The organism is Ancylobacter gelatini (assembly GCF_022601675.1).
Taxonomy (GTDB): domain Bacteria; phylum Pseudomonadota; class Alphaproteobacteria; order Rhizobiales; family Xanthobacteraceae; genus Ancylobacter; species Ancylobacter gelatini.
Genome location: NZ_JAKVIL010000008.1, coordinates 132,409 through 148,638, shown reverse-complemented (window position 1 = coordinate 148,638; position 16,230 = coordinate 132,409). Strand labels below are relative to the sequence as shown.

Annotated in this window: 18 protein-coding genes; 5 read left to right on the top strand and 13 right to left on the bottom strand. The window is 67.7% G+C overall.

The window, feature by feature from the left end:
- The first annotated feature begins 26 nt into the window (after positions 1-26).
- From MKI84_RS15090 to MKI84_RS15080, 3 genes are all read left to right on the top strand, one after another.
- A complete protein-coding gene (locus MKI84_RS15090; RefSeq protein ID WP_241620816.1) occupies positions 27-974 on the top strand; it encodes a choline ABC transporter substrate-binding protein in 948 nt (315 codons plus the stop codon).
- 76 nt (positions 975-1,050) lie between these two features.
- On the top strand, positions 1,051-2,565 hold the full coding sequence (gene betC, locus MKI84_RS15085) for a choline-sulfatase (RefSeq protein ID WP_241620814.1): 1,515 nt from the start codon (positions 1,051-1,053) through the stop codon (positions 2,563-2,565).
- A gap of 116 nt (positions 2,566-2,681) precedes the next feature.
- Complete coding sequence (locus MKI84_RS15080) at positions 2,682-3,242, top strand: sigma-70 family RNA polymerase sigma factor (protein WP_342593643.1); 561 nt, start codon at positions 2,682-2,684, stop codon at positions 3,240-3,242.
- Between the two features lie 133 nt (positions 3,243-3,375).
- Here MKI84_RS15080 and cydX read toward each other — a convergent pair whose 3' ends face one another.
- The 9 genes from cydX to MKI84_RS15035 form a co-directional block, all read right to left on the bottom strand.
- A complete protein-coding gene (gene cydX, locus MKI84_RS15075) occupies positions 3,376-3,516 on the bottom strand; it encodes a cytochrome bd-I oxidase subunit CydX (protein WP_241620812.1) in 141 nt (46 codons plus the stop codon).
- Between the two features lie 15 nt (positions 3,517-3,531).
- The gene (gene cydB, locus MKI84_RS15070) at positions 3,532-4,689 is read right to left on the bottom strand and encodes a cytochrome d ubiquinol oxidase subunit II (protein ID WP_241620810.1); all 1,158 of its coding nucleotides are present in this window, start codon (positions 4,687-4,689) and stop codon (positions 3,532-3,534) included.
- A 4-nt stretch (positions 4,690-4,693) separates the two neighbouring features.
- Positions 4,694-6,271 (bottom strand): cytochrome ubiquinol oxidase subunit I, encoded by a 1,578-nt coding sequence (locus MKI84_RS15065; protein ID WP_241620808.1) that lies wholly within the window; start codon positions 6,269-6,271, stop codon positions 4,694-4,696.
- A 52-nt stretch (positions 6,272-6,323) separates the two neighbouring features.
- Positions 6,324-6,926 carry a GbsR/MarR family transcriptional regulator gene (locus tag MKI84_RS15060; protein WP_241620806.1) on the bottom strand — a complete coding sequence of 201 codons (603 nt, stop codon included), beginning with the start codon at positions 6,924-6,926 and terminating at the stop codon, positions 6,324-6,326.
- A gap of 137 nt (positions 6,927-7,063) precedes the next feature.
- A complete protein-coding gene (locus tag MKI84_RS15055; protein ID WP_241620804.1) occupies positions 7,064-7,480 on the bottom strand; it encodes a DUF6691 family protein in 417 nt (138 codons plus the stop codon).
- A 3-nt stretch (positions 7,481-7,483) separates the two neighbouring features.
- Positions 7,484-7,912: a YeeE/YedE family protein gene (locus MKI84_RS15050; RefSeq protein ID WP_241620803.1), complete on the bottom strand. Its 429-nt coding sequence runs from the start codon at positions 7,910-7,912 to the stop codon at positions 7,484-7,486.
- Positions 7,909-8,259 (bottom strand): ArsR/SmtB family transcription factor, encoded by a 351-nt coding sequence (locus tag MKI84_RS15045; RefSeq protein WP_241620801.1) that lies wholly within the window; start codon positions 8,257-8,259, stop codon positions 7,909-7,911. Before MKI84_RS15045 ends, MKI84_RS15050 begins: the two co-directional genes overlap by 4 nt.
- A 49-nt stretch (positions 8,260-8,308) precedes the next feature.
- Positions 8,309-8,512 carry a YgaP family membrane protein gene (locus MKI84_RS15040; RefSeq protein ID WP_241620799.1) on the bottom strand — a complete coding sequence of 68 codons (204 nt, stop codon included), beginning with the start codon at positions 8,510-8,512 and terminating at the stop codon, positions 8,309-8,311.
- Positions 8,513-8,619: 107 nt separating this feature from the next.
- A complete protein-coding gene (locus MKI84_RS15035) occupies positions 8,620-9,636 on the bottom strand; it encodes a LacI family DNA-binding transcriptional regulator (RefSeq protein WP_241620797.1) in 1,017 nt (338 codons plus the stop codon).
- Positions 9,637-9,759: 123 nt separating this feature from the next.
- Between MKI84_RS15035 and MKI84_RS15030 the strand changes: the two genes are divergently transcribed.
- Both MKI84_RS15030 and MKI84_RS15025 read left to right on the top strand, forming a co-directional pair.
- The gene (locus MKI84_RS15030; RefSeq protein ID WP_241620795.1) at positions 9,760-10,428 is read left to right on the top strand and encodes an RraA family protein; all 669 of its coding nucleotides are present in this window, start codon (positions 9,760-9,762) and stop codon (positions 10,426-10,428) included.
- Positions 10,429-10,518: 90 nt separating this feature from the next.
- The gene (locus MKI84_RS15025) at positions 10,519-11,817 is read left to right on the top strand and encodes an aspartate aminotransferase family protein (protein WP_241620793.1); all 1,299 of its coding nucleotides are present in this window, start codon (positions 10,519-10,521) and stop codon (positions 11,815-11,817) included.
- Positions 11,818-11,886: 69 nt separating this feature from the next.
- Here the strand turns inward: MKI84_RS15025 and MKI84_RS15020 are convergent, their stop codons facing one another.
- The 4 genes from MKI84_RS15020 to MKI84_RS15005 are packed head-to-tail and all read right to left on the bottom strand — an operon-like array spanning position 11,887 to position 16,166.
- Positions 11,887-12,939: an amino acid ABC transporter permease gene (locus tag MKI84_RS15020; RefSeq protein ID WP_241620792.1), complete on the bottom strand. Its 1,053-nt coding sequence runs from the start codon at positions 12,937-12,939 to the stop codon at positions 11,887-11,889.
- Between the two features lie 3 nt (positions 12,940-12,942).
- Positions 12,943-14,079: an amino acid ABC transporter permease gene (locus MKI84_RS15015; protein ID WP_241620790.1), complete on the bottom strand. Its 1,137-nt coding sequence runs from the start codon at positions 14,077-14,079 to the stop codon at positions 12,943-12,945.
- Positions 14,080-14,100: 21 nt separating this feature from the next.
- Positions 14,101-15,165, bottom strand: coding sequence for an amino acid ABC transporter substrate-binding protein (locus MKI84_RS15010; protein WP_241620789.1), 1,065 nt, complete (start codon positions 15,163-15,165; stop codon positions 14,101-14,103).
- Between the two features lie 38 nt (positions 15,166-15,203).
- A complete protein-coding gene (locus MKI84_RS15005) occupies positions 15,204-16,166 on the bottom strand; it encodes an aminotransferase class IV (RefSeq protein ID WP_241620788.1) in 963 nt (320 codons plus the stop codon).
- Between the last annotated feature and the right edge of the window lie 64 nt (positions 16,167-16,230).

The window sequence follows — 16,230 nt, the reverse complement described above, 5'->3', positions numbered from 1 at the left end:
GCCCCTTCATCGCGCAGAGGCAGACCATGAATCGCATCCAGCTTGCCGCTTCCGCCCTTTCGCTGCTCCTTCTCGGCGCTCCCGTCGCCGCTTCCGCCGCCGACGCGCCTGCCTGCAAGTCGGTACGGATGTCCGATCCCGGCTGGACCGACATCACCTCCACCAATGCCATTGCCGGCGTGCTGCTGCAGGGGCTTGGCTACAAGCAGGAGCTGAAGCTGCTCTCCGTTCCGATCGGCTACGAGTCGATGAAGAACAAGGAACTGGACGTGTTCCTCGGCAACTGGATGCCGGCTCAGCAGAAATTCATCGACGCGCTGAACGAGGCCAAGGCGATCGAGGTGCTCGGCACCAATCTCGCCGGGGCGAAGTTCACGCTTGCCGTGCCGACCTATGTGGCCGAGGCCGGGGTGAAGGATTTCAAGGATCTCGCCGCCCATGCCGACAAGTTCGACAGCCAGATCTACGGCATCGAGCCCGGCGCGCCGGCCAATGCTAACATGCAGAAGATGATCGATGCCAATGACTTCGGCCTCAAGGGCTGGAAGGTGGTGGAGTCGGGCGAGCAGGCCATGCTGGCGCAGGTGAAGCGCGCGGAACGCGGCAAGGATTGGGTGGTGTTCCTCGCCTGGGCGCCGCACCCGATGAACGAGACCTTCGCGCTGACCTATCTCTCCGGCGGCGACGCCTATTTCGGTGCGAATTACGGCGGGGCGGATGTGCGCACGCTGGCGCGTACCGGCTGGGCGGGGCAGTGCCCGAATGCCGCGACGCTGTTCAAGAACCTGAAGTTCGACCTGGCCACCGAGAACGCCATGATGGGCAAGATCCTCGACCAGGGTCTGGAGCCGGACGCGGCGGCCAAGGCGTGGATCAAGGCCAACCCGGCCGCGCTCGGCCCGTGGCTGGAAGGTGTGACTACCCTGGACGGCCAGCCCGGCCTGCCGGCGGTGAAGGCGTCGCTCGGCCTTTGAAGCGTGCCGGATCGGACAAACCGGCGCGCCGACCGGCGCCGCCGCCGTGCCCAAGCGTCGCGTGAACAGGTGGACCATGACGCGCCCGAACATTCTCGTCCTCATGGTCGACCAGCTCAACGGCACTCTGTTCCCGGATGGACCGGCCGACTTCCTCCACGCCCCCAACCTGAAGGCGCTCGCCGCCCGCTCGGCGCGCTTCGCCAACACCTACACGGCGAGCCCGCTCTGTGCGCCGGCGCGGGCCTCCTTCATGTCGGGCCAGTTGCCGAGCCGTACGCGGGTCTATGACAACGCCGCCGAGTTCACCTCGGACATTCCGACCTATGCCCACCACCTGCGCCGCGCCGGCTATCACACCGCGCTGTCGGGCAAGATGCATTTCGTCGGGCCGGACCAACTCCACGGCTTCGAGGAGCGGCTGACCACCGACATCTACCCGGCCGATTTCGGCTGGACGCCGGACTACACCAAGCCGGGGGAGCGGATCGACTGGTGGTATCACAATCTCGGCTCGGTCACCGGCGCCGGGGTGGCGGAGATCACCAACCAGCTCGAATATGATGACGAGGTAGCCTACCACGCCACCCGGAAGCTCTACGACCTCGCGCGCGGGCAGGACGGGCGGCCGTGGTGCCTGACGGTGAGCTTCACCCATCCCCATGACCCTTATGTCGCGCGCAAGCAGTTCTGGGACCTCTATGAGGACTGCCCGGCGCTGGAGCCGGAGGTGGCGCCGATCCCGTTCGACGCGCAGGACCCGCATTCGCAGCGCCTGATGCTGGCGAGCGACCACGGCAACAGCCATGTGACGCCGGAGGATGTGCGCCGCTCGCGCCGGGCCTATTTCGCCAACATCTCCTATATCGACGAGAAGATCGGCGAACTGCTCGACGTGCTGGAGCGCTGCCGGATGGCGCAGGACACGATCATCCTGTTCGTCTCCGACCATGGCGACATGCTTGGCGAGCGCGGGCTGTGGTTCAAGATGAACTTCTTCGAGGGCTCGGCGCGGGTGCCGCTGATGATCGCGGCGCCCGCGCTGCCGGCCGGGCGGATCGACCGCGCCGCCTCGACGCTCGACGTGTTGCCGACGCTGGCGGAACTGGTCGGGCTCGACCTTGCCGGGGTGATGCCGTGGACCGATGGCGAGAGCCTCGTCCGACCCGCGCGCGGTCTTGGCGGGCGCTCCCCGGTGCCGATGGAGTATGCGGCGGAAGGCTCCTACGCCCCGCTGGTCGCGCTGCGCGACGGGCCATGGAAGCTCGTCCTGTGTGAACTGGACCCGCCGCTGCTGACCAACCTCGTTGAGGACCCGCACGAACTCACCAACCGCGCACAGGACCCGGCCTGCGGCGGCGTGCTGGCCGGGATGACCGGTGCCATGATGGCGCGCTGGGACCTCGCCCGCTTCGACGGCGAGGTGCGTGCCAGCCAGGCGCGGCGGCACGTCGTCTATGAGGCGCTGCGCAACGGCGCCTATTACCCTTGGGATTTCCAGCCGCTGCAGAAGGCATCGGAGCGCTACATGCGCAACCACATGGACCTCAACGTGCTGGAAGAGGCCCAGCGATTCCCGCGTGGCGAGTAGGCCACGCGCGCCGCGTCCGGTTGAAATCCTGCCTCCGATCTTTCGCGCCCGACCTGACGCTTTTTGCGCGAGGATGTAACAATCCGCGACGTTGGAGCGTAACGCGGAAGACCCAGGTGAAACAGGACGGGCCGGAACTGGACTGGGCCGAACTCATGCGTGCGGCGCTGGATGGCGACATGACCGCCTATCGGCGTTTTCTGCGCGAGGTCACGCCCTATGTGCGGGCCGTGGCGCTGAACCGCTGCCGCGCGGCCGGCGCGCCCGAATCGGAAGGCGAGGATGTGGTGCAGGAAGTGCTGCTGGCCATCCACCTCAAGCGCGGCACCTGGGACCGCGTGCGGCCGATCCGCCCCTGGATCGCGACCATTACCCGCAACAAGCTGATCGATGCGCTGCGCCGGCGCGGCCGCCGGGTGACGGTGCCGATCGAGGACGTGATCGACATCCTGCCCGACGAGGCCGCTGCTCCCGACGCGCTTCCTTCCGGCGAACTCGACGAATTGATCGCCCGGCTGCGCGAGCCCCAGCGCAGCATCGTGCGCTGGATTTCGCTGGAGGAGCGCTCGGTGCGCGAAACCGCGCAGCGGCTCGCCATGAGCGAGGGCGCGGTGCGCGTGGCCCTGCACCGGGCGCTGAAGACGCTGGCGGCGCTGTACCGTGAACAGGCCGCCTGAGGCGCGGGCATCCTCGATGCGCGGCCCGAGCCGCCCGCCACCGCGCTTGGCGTGATCGACGGCATCGGCGTGTCGAGCAACGACCCGGGCGAGCCGCCTGCGCCGCGTTGGGCAGTCTGCGGGCCGGCGCGATTCAGGCGCGGGTGCGGATGGGCGCTGGCGCCGGCTGGGCCTTGCTCCGCGCCGTGTCGTCCATCAACTCGTACCACATGGCGTTCAGCACCGCGAAGGCGGCGGCGAGCGGCAGGCCGAGCAGCCAGGCGAAATACCACATGTCCGTTCTCCTTCTTCAGTAGGCGTGGCTGCCGTCGCGCTCGATCTCGCGCGGCTCCACCTTGCCCCACAGCACGCGGTACACCCACGTCGTGTAGGCGGCGATGATCGGCAGGAAGATCGCGGTCGCGACCAGCATGATGAACAAGGTGAGATGGCTCGACGAGGCGTCCCACACCGTGAGGCTGGAGCGCGGATCGACCGAGGACGGCAGGATGAACGGGAACATCGACAGGCCCACGGTCGCGATGATGCCGAACACCGACAGCGCGCTCATGAGCAGCGCGCCGAGTTCCACCCGCGCCCGAAGCAGGGCGAGGCTGCCCAGCGCGCCGACGAAGCCGAGCGCCGGGCCGGCGAGCATCCAGGGATGGGCGTCGTAGTTCGCGAGCCACGCGCCCGGCGCCAGCGCGACGGTCTTGGCGAGCGGGTTGGAGGGGCCGCCCTCAAGGATCGGGCTGGTGATGGCGTAGCCGTCGATGCCCGCCCCGAGCCACAGCCCGCCGAGCGCGAACAGCGCGATGGTGAGCATGGCGGCGACGCTGCCGGCGGTGCGGGAGCGTTCGGCGACCTCGCCGCTGGTCTTCAGCACCAGCCAGCCGGCGCCATGCATCACCAGCATCGCGACCGAAAGCAGGCCGCACAGCAGGCCGAACGGGTTGAGCAGCTCGATCAGCGTGGTGCCGTCGTAGAAGATGCGCAGGTCGTTGTTCAGGTGGAACGGCACGCCCTGCAGCACATTGCCGACCGCCACGCCCATCACCAGCGCCGGCACCAACCCGCCGATGAACAGCGCCCAGTCCCAGCTCGCGCGCCACAGCCGGCTGTCGCGCTTCGAGCGGTACTTGAAGCCGACCGGGCGCAGGATCAGCGCGAACAGGATCGCGAACATGGCGAGGTAGAAGCCGGAGAACGACACCGCGTAGAGCGGGGGCCAGGCGGCGAAGATCGCGCCGCCGCCGAGGATCAGCCACACCTGATTGCCTTCCCAGACCGGGCCGATCGAATTGATCACCACCCGGCGCTCAATGTCGCAGCGGGCGACGAAGGGCAGCAGCATGTCGGTGCCGAGGTCGAAGCCGTCCATGACCGCGAAGCCGATGAGCAGGACGCCGAGCAGCAGCCACCAGATGACGCGCAGCGTGTCATAGTCGATGAGGGTGTGAAGGATCATCGTCTCACTCCGCGGCGACAAGGTTTTCGGGGATCAGCGTGGCCTCCGGCGCGTCGTCCGGCTCCGGGCCCTTGCGGATCGCGCGCAGCATCAGCGCCATCTCGATCACGATCAGCACGGTGTAGAGCGCGGCGAAGCCGATGATGGTCATCAGCACCGTGCCGGCGCCGAGACTGGAGACCGCCGCGGCGGTGGGCAGCACGCCCTCGATGATCCACGGCTGGCGGCCGAATTCCGCGACGATCCAGCCCAGTTCCGCCGCGATCCATGGCAGCGGGATCGCCAGCACCGCCACCCAGAGCAGCGGGCGGTAGCGGTCTAGGGTGCGCCGGGCGGAGAGGTAGAAGAAGGTGGCGGTCAGCGCGATGAAGAACATGCCGAGCCCGACCATGATGCGGAACGACCAGAACAGCGTCGGCACATGGGGCACCGTGTCCCACGCCGCCGCCGCGATCTGTTCCGGCGTGGCGTTGCGGGGATCGTCGGCATGGCGCTTGAGCAGCAGGGCGTAGCCGAGGTCGGCGCCGTGATCCTCGAAGGCCTGCTTGACCTCGGCGGGAATGTTGGTGCTGGAGCCGGCCGCGCGGATCTTCTGCAGCGCGTCGAAGGCGATGAGCCCGCTCTCGATGCGCTTCTCCGCCTGCGCGACCAGCTCGGTGATGCCGGGCACCACGGTATCGAGCGAGCGGGTGGCGATGAGGCCGAGCGCCCAGGGAATCTGCACCGCGTAATGGGTCTCGCGGTCCTGCTGGCTCGGCAGGCCGAACACGGTGAACGCCGCCGGCGCCGGCTCGGTCTCCCACATCGCCTCGATGGCCGCGAGCTTCATCTTCTGGTGCTCGGTGGTGAGGTAGCCGCTCTCGTCGCCCAGCACGACCACGGAGAGCGACGCGGCGAGGCCGAAGGAGGCGGCGACCGTCATCGAGCGCTTGGCGATCTCGACATGCCGGCCCTTGAGCAGATACCAGGCCGAGACGCCCAGAACGAAGATCGCGGCGGTGACATAGCCGGCGGAGACGGTGTGCACGAACTTGGCCTGCGCCACCGGATTGGTGACCACGGCGAAGAAATCGGTGATCTCCATGCGCATGGTCTGAGGGTTGAACGCCGAACCGATCGGGTTCTGCATCCAGCCATTGGCGATGAGGATCCACAGCGCCGAGAAGTTCGAGCCCAGCGCCACCGCCCAGGTGGCGATGAGGTGGCCGACCTTGGAAAGCTTGTCCCAGCCGAAGAAGAACAGGCCGACGAAGGTCGCCTCCAGGAAGAACGCCATCAGCCCTTCAATGGCGAGCGGGGCGCCGAAGATGTCGCCGACATAATGGCTGTAATAGCTCCAGTTCATGCCGAACTGGAATTCCATGACGAGGCCGGTGGAGACGCCGAGCACGAAATTGATGCCGAACAGCGTGCCCCAGAACTTGGTCATCTGCCGCCAGATGCGGCGGCCGGTCATGACATAGACCGTCTCCATCACCGCCAGCAGCACGGAGAGGCCGAGGGTGAGCGGCACGAACAGGAAATGGTAGAGCGCCGTCATTGCAAATTGCAGGCGCGAGAGGTCGACGACGTCGAGTTCCATGATGCGTTCCGGTGTTTCCGGTGATCCGAAGGCGCGCGGGGAGGCGGGCGCGTCAGCCGCCGTCTTCCCCGCCCTCCGGCCGCGAGGCGGCGCGCGCGGGGGCCTTGCGGCGGCCGAGCGAGACGATGCGGTCCTTGGTTTCCAGCAGGCGGGTGATCTTGGAGCCGAGGCTCAGCAGATTGGCGAGGCGCTCGGTCTCCAGCTTCTTGACGTCCTCGTACCAGTTGGTGAGCTGCTCGATCAGGCCGTGCATCTCCGCCATCCGGGTCTGGGCGAAACGCTCGGTGTCGCTGCCGGGCTGCTGCATCAGGATTTCGCGCAGCACCGACAGCGTGGGGTCGACCTCGCGCTTCTTGCGCTCCTCCGCCAGCGTGCGCAGGATCTGCCATACATCGTCCGGCGTGGTGAAGAAGTCGCGCCGGTCGTTCGGCAGATGCTTGAGCACGACGAGGTTCCAGGTCTGCAATTCGCGCAGGCTCATGGAGACGTTGGAGCGGGAGATGCCGAGCGCCTCGACGATCTCGTCGGCGCAGAGCGGCTCGGGCGAGACATAGAGCAGGGCGTAGATCTGGCCGACGGTGCGGTTAATGCCCCAGCGGCTGCCCATTTCCCCGAAATGCAGGACGAAGGACTGGATGAGTGGCGGCAGGTTCATGGCCATGCCCTCCGAGGGCGCTGATTGGCGTTTCTGAAATTTCAGTAATTTCTGAAATAACTGTTCGTGCTGTAGCCTATTTCGGAAGCGGGGCCAATCCCGCCGTGGGGTTCATCCAGGATTTGTGATGGCGCGGCTCAGCCCTGCGCGTCGCCGAGCCGGCGCGCCGCCCACATGCCCGCCAGCATGGCCGGCACGAACACCAGTGTTCCCGCCGCGCCGAGGCCCAGCGCGGTGAAGGCCGGGCCGGGGCAGAAGCCGCCGAGCCCCCAGCCAATGCCGAACAGCGCCGGGCCGACGATGAGCCGAGCGTCGATGTCGCGGCGCGTGGGCAGGTGGAAACGCGGCGCCAGCACGGGCGCCTCGCGCCGCAGCACCAGCCGGAAGCCGATGAAGGCGACCAGCACGGCCCCGCCCATGACGAAGGCGAGCGAGGGGTCGAACGTGCCGAACAGGTCCAGGAAGTTCAGCACCTTGGCGGGATCGCTCATGCCGGACACCACGAGGCCGATGCCGAACAGCAGGCCGAGGCCGAGATTGACGAGGAGGGTCATGGCTCAGTTCCCCAGCACATGGCGCACGACGAACACCGTGGCGAAGCCCGTCGCCATGAACACGGCGGTGGCGACGGCGGAGCGTGGCGAGAGGCGCGCCAGCCCGCACACGCCATGGCCCGAGGTGCAGCCCGAGCCCCAGACCGAACCGAAACCGACCAGCAGGCCGGCGGCGGCCATCAGCACCGGATCCGCCGAGACGGTCTGCATCACCGGCTGTCCGGTAGCGGCCGCCACTATGAAGGGCGCGGCGATGAGGCCGGCGATGAAGGCGAGGCGCCCGGCAAGCCCGGCGTCGCGATAAGGCGGCAGCAGCCGGCTCGCTATGCCGCTGATGCCGGCGATGCGCCCTTCGAGCAGCATCATCAGCACGGCGGAAAGGCCGATCAGCATGCCGCCGATGAGGGAGGCGAGGGGGGTAAAACTGGTCATGGCGGGCTCCCGTCTGCGCCCGCCGTCGCGGTATCCGGCGCGCAGAACAGCGCATGCATGGTGGTGATGAAGGTTTCCACGCGCGGATCGGCGAGCCGGTAGAACACCTGCTTGCCCTCCTTGCGCCCGGTGATCAGCCCGGCCTCGCGCAGCCCGGCGAGCTGCTGCGACAGCCCCGGCTGGCGAATGCCGAGCGTGTCTTCCAGCTCGCGCACCGAGCGCTCTCCGGCCACCAGCGCGCAGGCGACCAGCAGCCGGTCGGGGTTGGCCAGCGTCTTCAGGAAGGCCGAGGCCTCGCCGACCTGTGCCTTCATCTGTACGATTTCGCTCGCGAGCGTGTCGGTCATCGAATCCATCCCAGTTCGCGTGCAGCTTACTGGAGGAAGCCGGCGACGATCACCTGCGGGCCTTGAGCGGGCAGGTCGACAGGCCGAGGATCGAATAGGCTGGGCAGGTGCCGAGAGCGGCGGTGAGCAGCGGCACCAGTCCGATCAGCCCGAGCCAGCGCAGATCGCCGTCCAGCAGGAAGAGCAGCGAGAGCAGCGCAAGGCCGAGCAGCACGCGCAGCGCGCGGTCGAGATTTCCAACATTGCGGGTCATGGATCATAGCCCCCGAAATCGACGGCAGGTCCGTTCCCGCCGCGTTCAGGAGTATAATAATTGCAAATATTTGCAATCATTTTAATGCAAGTATAAATACCTAGGCATCAGCCGGATTCGCCGGGAATGAAGGTGACCGGCAGCGTGCGCTCCATGACAGAGAACCGGCCGGCATCCAGCCGCTCCAGCAGCAATTCGCCGCCCGCCACGCCCAGCTCATAGGCCGGCGACCGGATCGTGGTCAGGCTCGGGTCGGCGAAGGCGCTGAAGGCAAAGCCGTTGAAGCCGTAGACCGTCACCTCGTGCGGGATGATGAGCCCGCGCGACTTCAGCAGCTTCATCGCGGCGAGGGCGATCTGGTCGTTCTGCCCGACCAGCGCGTCCGGCAGGCCCTCGCGGTCGATATGGGAGGCGACGGCGCGCGTGATGTCGTCGATGCGGCTGTCGTCGCAGGTCGTGATGTTCAGCATCACGCCCGCCGGCGCGAGCACGGAGCGCAGCCCCAGAATGCGCTCCTCCACCGCCGGCCAGGTGACATTGGCGATGAACAGGCTGACCCGTTTCGAGCCCCGCGCCAGAATGCGCCGGCCGAGCGCCGCGCCGCCGCTCCGGTCATCCTGACGCACGAAGCAGGTGTCGGGCACCTCGGCATCCGGCGCTTCCTGAAAGGCCACCAGTGGCTGGCCGAGGCTTGCCAGCAGGCGGACGATGGCGCGCCGCTCGCGCGGCGTGCCGCAGCACAGCGTGCACAGCCCGTCGACATCGCTGCGCTTGACCAGCAGCGATTGTTCGAGCTGGCCCGGCTTCACCCCCTGGATCAGCAATCCGAAGCCGTGCTGGCTGAGCACATTGGCGAGGCCCGCCACCAGATTGGTGGTGAACGGATCGGTGAGGAAGGTGGGGGAGGGGTCGACGATCGCCATACCGATCGCCGAATGGCGCAGGGTGCGCAGGCCTCGCCCGAGCCGGTTCGGCCGGTAGCCGAGCTGCTGGATCGCGTTCTCCACCCGCAGGCGCGTCGCCTCGGATACCCCGGCCGTGATGCCGTTCACCACTTTCGACACCGTGGCGATGGAAACCTCCGCGGCAGCGGCAACGGTGTGAAGCGTGGGGCGAGACGGCATGGCGACTCCCGGTTGATCGGCCGTCCTATTTAGCCGCTTGACGGGTCCGGGAAACAAGCCTAGCGTGATTAAACGTTTAATCTTTTTGTTTTCAACCGCCCATGCCACTGGAATGCCCCGCTGATGCCCGTGACCGACATCGATTTCGCCCATCTCAAGACGGTATTATATTCCAGTGTGCTGTCCGACGTTCTGGATGATTTCGGCCGCCGGGAGCAGGCGATGCGCCCGTTCATCCGTCCTCTCGACGAGGAGGCGGTGATGTTCGGGCGGGCGCGCACCGGGCTGTACATGAACGTCTATGCGGTGGGCGAGGGCGAGAATCCCTATGACATCGAAATCGCGCTGGTCGACGATCTCGGGCCCGGCGACGTGGCGGTGTTCGGCTGCGACGGGCCGACCGAGCGGATCGCGCCCTGGGGCGAATTGCTGTCGACCGCCGCGCGGATTCGCGGGGCGGCGGGTTGCGTGACGGACGGGCTGGTGCGCGATGTCCGGCACATCCGCAAGATGGGCTTCCCGGTGTTCCATGGCGGCATCGGGCCGCTCGATTCCAAGGGGCGCGGCAAGATGATGGCCAAGGACGTTCCGGTCGCCTGCGCCGGCGTGCTGGTCCATCCCGGCGACCTGGTGTTCGGCGATGTCGATGGCGTGGTGGTGATCCCTGCCGACATCGCCCTTGAGGTGATCGCGGCCGCGCTCGCCAAGATCAATGGCGAGAACCAGACGCGTCAGCACCTCGAAGAGGGGCTGAAGCTCGCGGATGTCTACGCGAAATACGGCGTGCTCTGAGCCGCCGCCCATCGTCTCGCACCCCGGGCGGCGGAGCGGCGCCGGGGATGCGCGTCGTTCGCCACCGCCCCGCCGCCAGAGGAAATTTCCATGCCGCATTATTCGTTCGAGCGCTCGCGGGCGCTCATCGCCGAGGCCAAAAACTACATGCCCGGCGGGGTGAGCAGCTTCGCGCGACTTGGCGTCTCGCCGACGCCGCTGGTGTTCGAGCGCGCGGACGGGCCGTATCTTCACGACGTCGATGGCAACAAGATCATCGACTATTACATGGGCCTCGGCCCGATCATCATCGGCCATCGCCCGCCGGAAGTCATCGCGGCGGTGCAGGCACAGCTTGAGCGTGGCGTGCTCTATAGCGGCCAGACCGAGCTCGAATTCGAGGCGGCGCGGATGATCTGCGAGATGGTGCCCTGCGCCGAGCGGGTGCGCTTCGCGGTGTCGGGCACCGAGGTGGTGCAACTCGCCCTGCGCCTCGCCCGCGCCGCGACCGGCCGCAGCACCGTCCTGAAGTTCGAGGGGCATTATCATGGCTGGGCCGACAGCGTGCTGTGGAGCGTCTCCCCGCCGCTCGACGGTGCCGGCCCCGAGCAGGGCCCGATCGCCGTGCCCGGCAGTCTCGGGCTGGACCTGCCGGCCGGCGAGCATCTGGAAGTGCAGTCGTGGAACCGGCCGGAATTCCTGCTGGCCCGGCTGAAGCGGGGCGATGTCGCGGCGGTGATCATGGAAGCCTCCATGTGCAACACCGGCGCGCTCCTGCCGATCAAAGGCTATCTGGAAGCGGTGCGCGAGGCGTGCACGCAGACCGGCACGCTCCTGATCTTCGACGAGGTGATCACCGGCTTCCGCGTCGCGCCGGGCGGGGCGCAGCAGTTTTTCGGCGTCACGCCGGACCTCGCGACCTTCGCCAAGGCGATCGCCAACGGCTTCCCGGTGGCTGCGCTCGCGGGCAAGGCGGAGGTCATGGACCTGCTGGCCGGCGGTACCGTGGTGCATGGCGGCACCTACAACGCCCAGCCGGTCGCCATGGCCGCGACGGTGGCGACGCTCAAGCTGCTGCAGGCGCCCGGCTTCTATGAAGGGCTGACCGCGCGCGGCACGCGACTGATGCAGGGCATCGAGGCGGCCTGCCGCGCGGCGGGGTTCCCGGTCTGGGTGAAGGGCTTCCCGCAGATCTTCTATGTCGGGCTCGGCATGGACGAGCAGCCGGTGAACTATCGCGGCATGGCCGAGTTCGACCGCGCGCTGTACGTCAAGTTCACCACCGCGCTTCTGGAGCGCGGCGTGCGCACCACCGAGCGCGGCGCCTGGTTCCTGTGCGCCGAACATGATGACGCGGCGATCGACGCCACGCTGGACGCGGTGAAGGGCGCGCTCGCCGCCATTTCCTGAGAGACCGTCGTTCAAACGACAAGGGCCGGAGCGGGCATCCCCGTTCCGGCCCTTTTGCTTGAGCGTCGCTCAGTGGCCGCCGCTGCGGGCGATCTTGCGTTCCAGGCTCTGGCTGTAGAGCGAGAGCGAGAAGCAGCACACGAAGAACACGAACGCCGCGAACACATAGCCCTCGCGCCCGAGGCCGAGCCAGGCCGGGTCCTTGGTCGACTGGCCGACAATGCCGAGAATGTCGAACAGGCCGATGATCGAGACCAGCGTCGTGTCCTTGAACAGGTCGATCACCGTGTTGACGATGCCCGGCACGATCAGCCGGAACGCCTGTGGCAGGATGATCAGCCGGTGCGCGCGCCAATAGCCGAGCCCGAGCCCGGCGGCGGCCTCGTACTGACCCTTGGAAATGCCCTGGAGCCCGGCGCGCACCACCTCCGCCATATAGGCGGCGACGAACAGCGACAGGCCGAGAATGGCGCGCACCAGCCGGTCGAGCGTCAGCCCGTCGGGCAGGAACATCGGCAGCATCACCGTCGCCATGAACAGCACGGTGAGCAGCGGCACGCCGCGCCAGATCTCGATGAAGCCGATCGACAGCCAGCGCACCACCGGCAGGCGCGAGCGCCGCCCCAGCGCCAGCAGCACGCCGAGCGGCAGCGCGATGGCGGTGGTGGCATAGGTGAGCACCACGTTCAGCGTCAGCCCGCCCCATTGGTCGGTCGGCACCAGTTTGAGGCCGAACACCCCGCCCACCAGCAGCACGCCGGCGATCAGTGGGCACAGCGTGACCAGCAGGATCACGCATTCCGTGCGACGGGGATTGCGCGGCCACATCGCCCCCGCCGCAAACAGCGCCAGCACCAGCGCCGCGAGGTTGATGCGCCAGCGCTCGGAGGGGGCATAGCGGCCATAGAAGAACTGGTCGAACCGGGCATCGATGAACGCCCAGCACGCCCCGGCCCCGCACACCGAACGGTCGGCCCCGGCATAGACCGCGTCGAGAAACGCCCAGCGCAGCAGCGGCGGCAGCGTCAGGGCGAGCAGCGCCAGCATCACCAGCGTGAGGAAGCCGTTGAGCCGCGAACTGAACAGGTTGGCGTGGATCCAGGAACGAAGGCGCTCGGTCATGGATCAGCGCTCCTTCAGCGCGGTGGCGGCGTTCACCCGCTCCAGCGCCGCGGAGGCGGCGAGGTTCACGGCGAGGAACACCAGCATGACGATGACCATCACCTCGATGGCGCGGCCCGACTGGTTCAGCACCGTGCCGGCGAAGATCTGCACGATCTCGGGATAGGCGATGGCGGCACCGAGCGAGGAACTCTTGATCAGGTTCAGGTACTGGCTGGTCACCTGCGGGATCATCACCCGCAGCGCCTGAGGCAGCACGACGAGGCGCAGCGTCAGCCAGGGTTTCAGCCCGAGACTGCGCGCCGCCTCGGTCTGGCCCTTGCCGACGCCGGCGATCGAGGCCCGCACGATCTCGGCGATGAAGGCGGCGGTGTAGAGGGTGAGGCCCGCCCACAGCGCGACCAGCTCGGGCGGCAGGGTGATGCCGCCGGAAAAGTTGAAGCCCTGCAGCTTCGGCACGCTCCAGCCGTCCAGCGTGGCGATGAGTGCGGCGAGCAGCGCCGGCGGCACCAGCCACAGCCAGCGGGTCCGGCCGCGCGCATCCGGCAGGCGATGGCGGATCAGCGGCACGGCGACGAGAGCGAGCACCAATGCCGCCAGCAGCGGGAGCGTGGCGGGCGAGGCGAGCGGGGCGGGCACGAACAGCCCGCGAATGTTGAGGAAAACGGTATCGGCCAGCGAGAGGCTCTGGCGCGCCTGCGGCAGCACCTGAAGTACGCCGACATACCAGAACACGATCTGAAGCAGTTGCGGCGTGTTGCGCACCACCTCGACGATGACGCCGGCGGTGTTGCGCACCAGCCAGTTGGCCGAGAGCCGCATGATGCCCAGCGTCAGGCCGAGAGCGGAGGCGGCGAGGATGCCGAGCACCGCGACCAGAACCGTGTTCAGGAAGGCGATGCCGAGGGCCTTGAGATAGGTGTCGGTGGAGGCGAAGGGCAGGATGTGGAACGGGATGTCAAAGCCCGCGGTCTGCCCGAGAAAGCCGAAGTCGAGGCTCATGCCGCGACGGGCGAGATGCTCGGCGGCATTGCCGCCGAACCAGAGGGCCAGCAGCCCGGTGGCCAGGAGCAGCACGCCCTGCCAGAGCAGGGCGTGCGCGTTCTTCATCGGCCAGAGCCCGGTACTGCTGTCCTTCATGACGTGACGCGCCCGATCCGATCAACGGAACGGCAGCGGGTAGTGCAGGCCGCCATTGGTCCACAGATTGTTGAGGGCGCGCGGCAGGCCGAGGGCCTTGGGTCCGAAATAGGCGTCGTAGATCTCGGCGTAATTGCCGTCGGCCTTGATCGCGCGCAGCGCCCATTCCGGGTCGAGGCCGAGCAGCTTGCCGAAATCGCCCTCCGAGCCGAGCAGGCGCATCACGAAGGGGTTCTTCGAGGTGGTCTTCAGATCGTCGGCATTGGCCTTGGTCACGCCGGACTCCTCGGCTTCCTTGAGGGCCGCGTCGACCCAGAAGGTGACGTCGCGCCAGCGCTCGTCGCCGTCGCGCACATGAATGCCGAGCGGCTCCTTGGAGATGACGGTCGAGAGGATCACCCAGTCGTCCGGCACCTTCATGGTGGAGCGGGCGGCGGCGAGCGAGCCGGTGTCGTCGGTGTAGCCGTCGCAGCGGCCGGCCTCGGCGGCGGCGAAGGCTTCCTCGGTCTTCTCGAACAGCAGCGAGTTGATGGTCACGCCCTTGGCGCGGGCATAGTCGGCGATGTTGAGTTCCAGCGTCGCGCCGGTGACCATGCACAGCGTGGCGCCGTTGAGTTCGCTGGCCTCCTTCACGCCGAGGCTCTTGCGCACCATGAAGCCCTGGCCGGCGTAGAAGTTGATCGCGACCTCGGTAAGGCCGAGCTGGACGTCGCGGGAGAAGGTGAGCGTGCTGTCGCGGATCAGCACGTCGATCTCGCCGGCCTGCAGCACGGTGAAGCGCACCTTGGCGGTCAGGCCGACATATTTCACCTTCTCCGGATCGCCCAGCACGGCGGCCGCGATGGCGCGGCAATAGGCGACGTCGAAGCCCTTCCACTTGCCGGCGGAGTCCTGGAACGCGAAACCGGGAATGCCGGCATCGACGCCGCAGATGAGTTCGCCGCGCTTCTTGATCGCCTCGACCGTCGGGCCGGGGGCCGGCAGCGAGCTTTGCGCCATGGCGCCGGCGGTCGTCACGGCAAGCGCCGCCGACACGCCCGCGCACAGCGCAAGCCTCTTCAATACGTCACGAGCACGTTCACGCATGGCCAATCCTTCGGGTGAAGCGGGGGATAGGGAGGGGGTCAGTCTTCAGAGGGAAGGTCGTAATTCACCGGCTCGGCATTCCACCCGGCCGCGCGCCTGGCCCAGTAGGTCTCGCGCAGGCGCTGGGTGAGCGCGCCGGGGCGGTCATTGCCGAGAATGCGGCCGTCGAGCCGGGTCACGCCAACGACGCCGCCGGCCGTGGTGGAGAGGAACACCTCGTCGGCGTCGCGCAGTTCCGCCAGCGGCACGGTGCGGATCTCGCAGGGAATGCCCAGCTCGGCGCACAGGTCGATGACCGACAGGCGGGTAATGCCTTCGAGCACATTGGTCGCCGGGGTGGAGACCACGCCATCGGTGACGCAGAACACGTTGAAGCCCGGCCCCTCGGTGACGTTGCCGTCATGGTCGAGCAGGATCGGGTTGTCCGCGCCCTGGTCATGGGCCTCGAACAGGCCCGCGGTCATGTCCGCCCAGTGGAAATTCTTGGCGCGGGCGTCGACGCTCGACTGCGGGATGCGCGGGGTCGAGGCGACGATCATGTGGGCGCCGCGGTCCACGATCTCCGGCGCCATCAGCCAGACGAAGGGCACGGCATAGGCGCTGAGATAGTTGCGGGCGTTGACCGGGTGATACTTCATCCCCGGTTGCGGGCGCCCGCGCAGGCAGTCCATCGCGACATAGGCGTTCTTCAGGCCGGACAGCGCGACGAGGCGGTGCAGGATGGCGCGGATCTCGTCGTCGCTCTCCTTCGGCTTGAGGCGCATCGACTCCATCGAGGCGCGGAAGCGGCGCAGATGGTCGTCGAGGCGGAAGAAGCTGCCGTCCCACACGCTCACCACGTCATAGGTCACGTCCGAGCGCCGAAAGCCCCAGTCGGTGACCGGGATGCGCGCCTCGGACACCGGCATGTAGGCCCCGTCCATGTAGGCGGCGCCGGCCGGCCACCGGGCGGGGGTCGCGGCATCGGCGGGCGCAGCGCTCAGAACGGTTTCGGCCGGCATCGAAGTCTCCACGGGTCGGGTGACGTAAACGGCTGCACGCGGATAATTAAACGTTTAATCATGA

What these genes read in the sequence shown, in the direction of transcription:
- MKI84_RS15090 (WP_241620816.1), top strand. Translation starts at nt 27, where the DNA reads ATGAATCGCATCCAGCTTGCCGCTTCCGCCCTTTCGCTGCTCCTTCTC.
- betC (WP_241620814.1), top strand. Translation starts at nt 1,051, where the DNA reads ATGACGCGCCCGAACATTCTCGTCCTCATGGTCGACCAGCTCAACGGC.
- cydX (WP_241620812.1), bottom strand. Translation starts at nt 3,516, where the DNA reads ATGTGGTATTTCGCCTGGCTGCTCGGCCTGCCGCTCGCCGCCGCCTTC.
- cydB (WP_241620810.1), bottom strand. Translation starts at nt 4,689, where the DNA reads ATGATCCTTCACACCCTCATCGACTATGACACGCTGCGCGTCATCTGG.
- MKI84_RS15065 (WP_241620808.1), bottom strand. Translation starts at nt 6,271, where the DNA reads ATGGAACTCGACGTCGTCGACCTCTCGCGCCTGCAATTTGCAATGACG.
- MKI84_RS15060 (WP_241620806.1), bottom strand. Translation starts at nt 6,926, where the DNA reads ATGAACCTGCCGCCACTCATCCAGTCCTTCGTCCTGCATTTCGGGGAA.
- MKI84_RS15055 (WP_241620804.1), bottom strand. Translation starts at nt 7,480, where the DNA reads ATGACCCTCCTCGTCAATCTCGGCCTCGGCCTGCTGTTCGGCATCGGC.
- MKI84_RS15050 (WP_241620803.1), bottom strand. Translation starts at nt 7,912, where the DNA reads ATGACCAGTTTTACCCCCCTCGCCTCCCTCATCGGCGGCATGCTGATC.
- MKI84_RS15045 (WP_241620801.1), bottom strand. Translation starts at nt 8,259, where the DNA reads ATGACCGACACGCTCGCGAGCGAAATCGTACAGATGAAGGCACAGGTC.
- MKI84_RS15040 (WP_241620799.1), bottom strand. Translation starts at nt 8,512, where the DNA reads ATGACCCGCAATGTTGGAAATCTCGACCGCGCGCTGCGCGTGCTGCTC.
- MKI84_RS15035 (WP_241620797.1), bottom strand. Translation starts at nt 9,636, where the DNA reads ATGCCGTCTCGCCCCACGCTTCACACCGTTGCCGCTGCCGCGGAGGTT.
- MKI84_RS15030 (WP_241620795.1), top strand. Translation starts at nt 9,760, where the DNA reads ATGCCCGTGACCGACATCGATTTCGCCCATCTCAAGACGGTATTATAT.
- MKI84_RS15025 (WP_241620793.1), top strand. Translation starts at nt 10,519, where the DNA reads ATGCCGCATTATTCGTTCGAGCGCTCGCGGGCGCTCATCGCCGAGGCC.
- MKI84_RS15020 (WP_241620792.1), bottom strand. Translation starts at nt 12,939, where the DNA reads ATGACCGAGCGCCTTCGTTCCTGGATCCACGCCAACCTGTTCAGTTCG.
- MKI84_RS15015 (WP_241620790.1), bottom strand. Translation starts at nt 14,079, where the DNA reads ATGAAGGACAGCAGTACCGGGCTCTGGCCGATGAAGAACGCGCACGCC.
- MKI84_RS15010 (WP_241620789.1), bottom strand. Translation starts at nt 15,165, where the DNA reads ATGCGTGAACGTGCTCGTGACGTATTGAAGAGGCTTGCGCTGTGCGCG.
- MKI84_RS15005 (WP_241620788.1), bottom strand. Translation starts at nt 16,166, where the DNA reads ATGCCGGCCGAAACCGTTCTGAGCGCTGCGCCCGCCGATGCCGCGACC.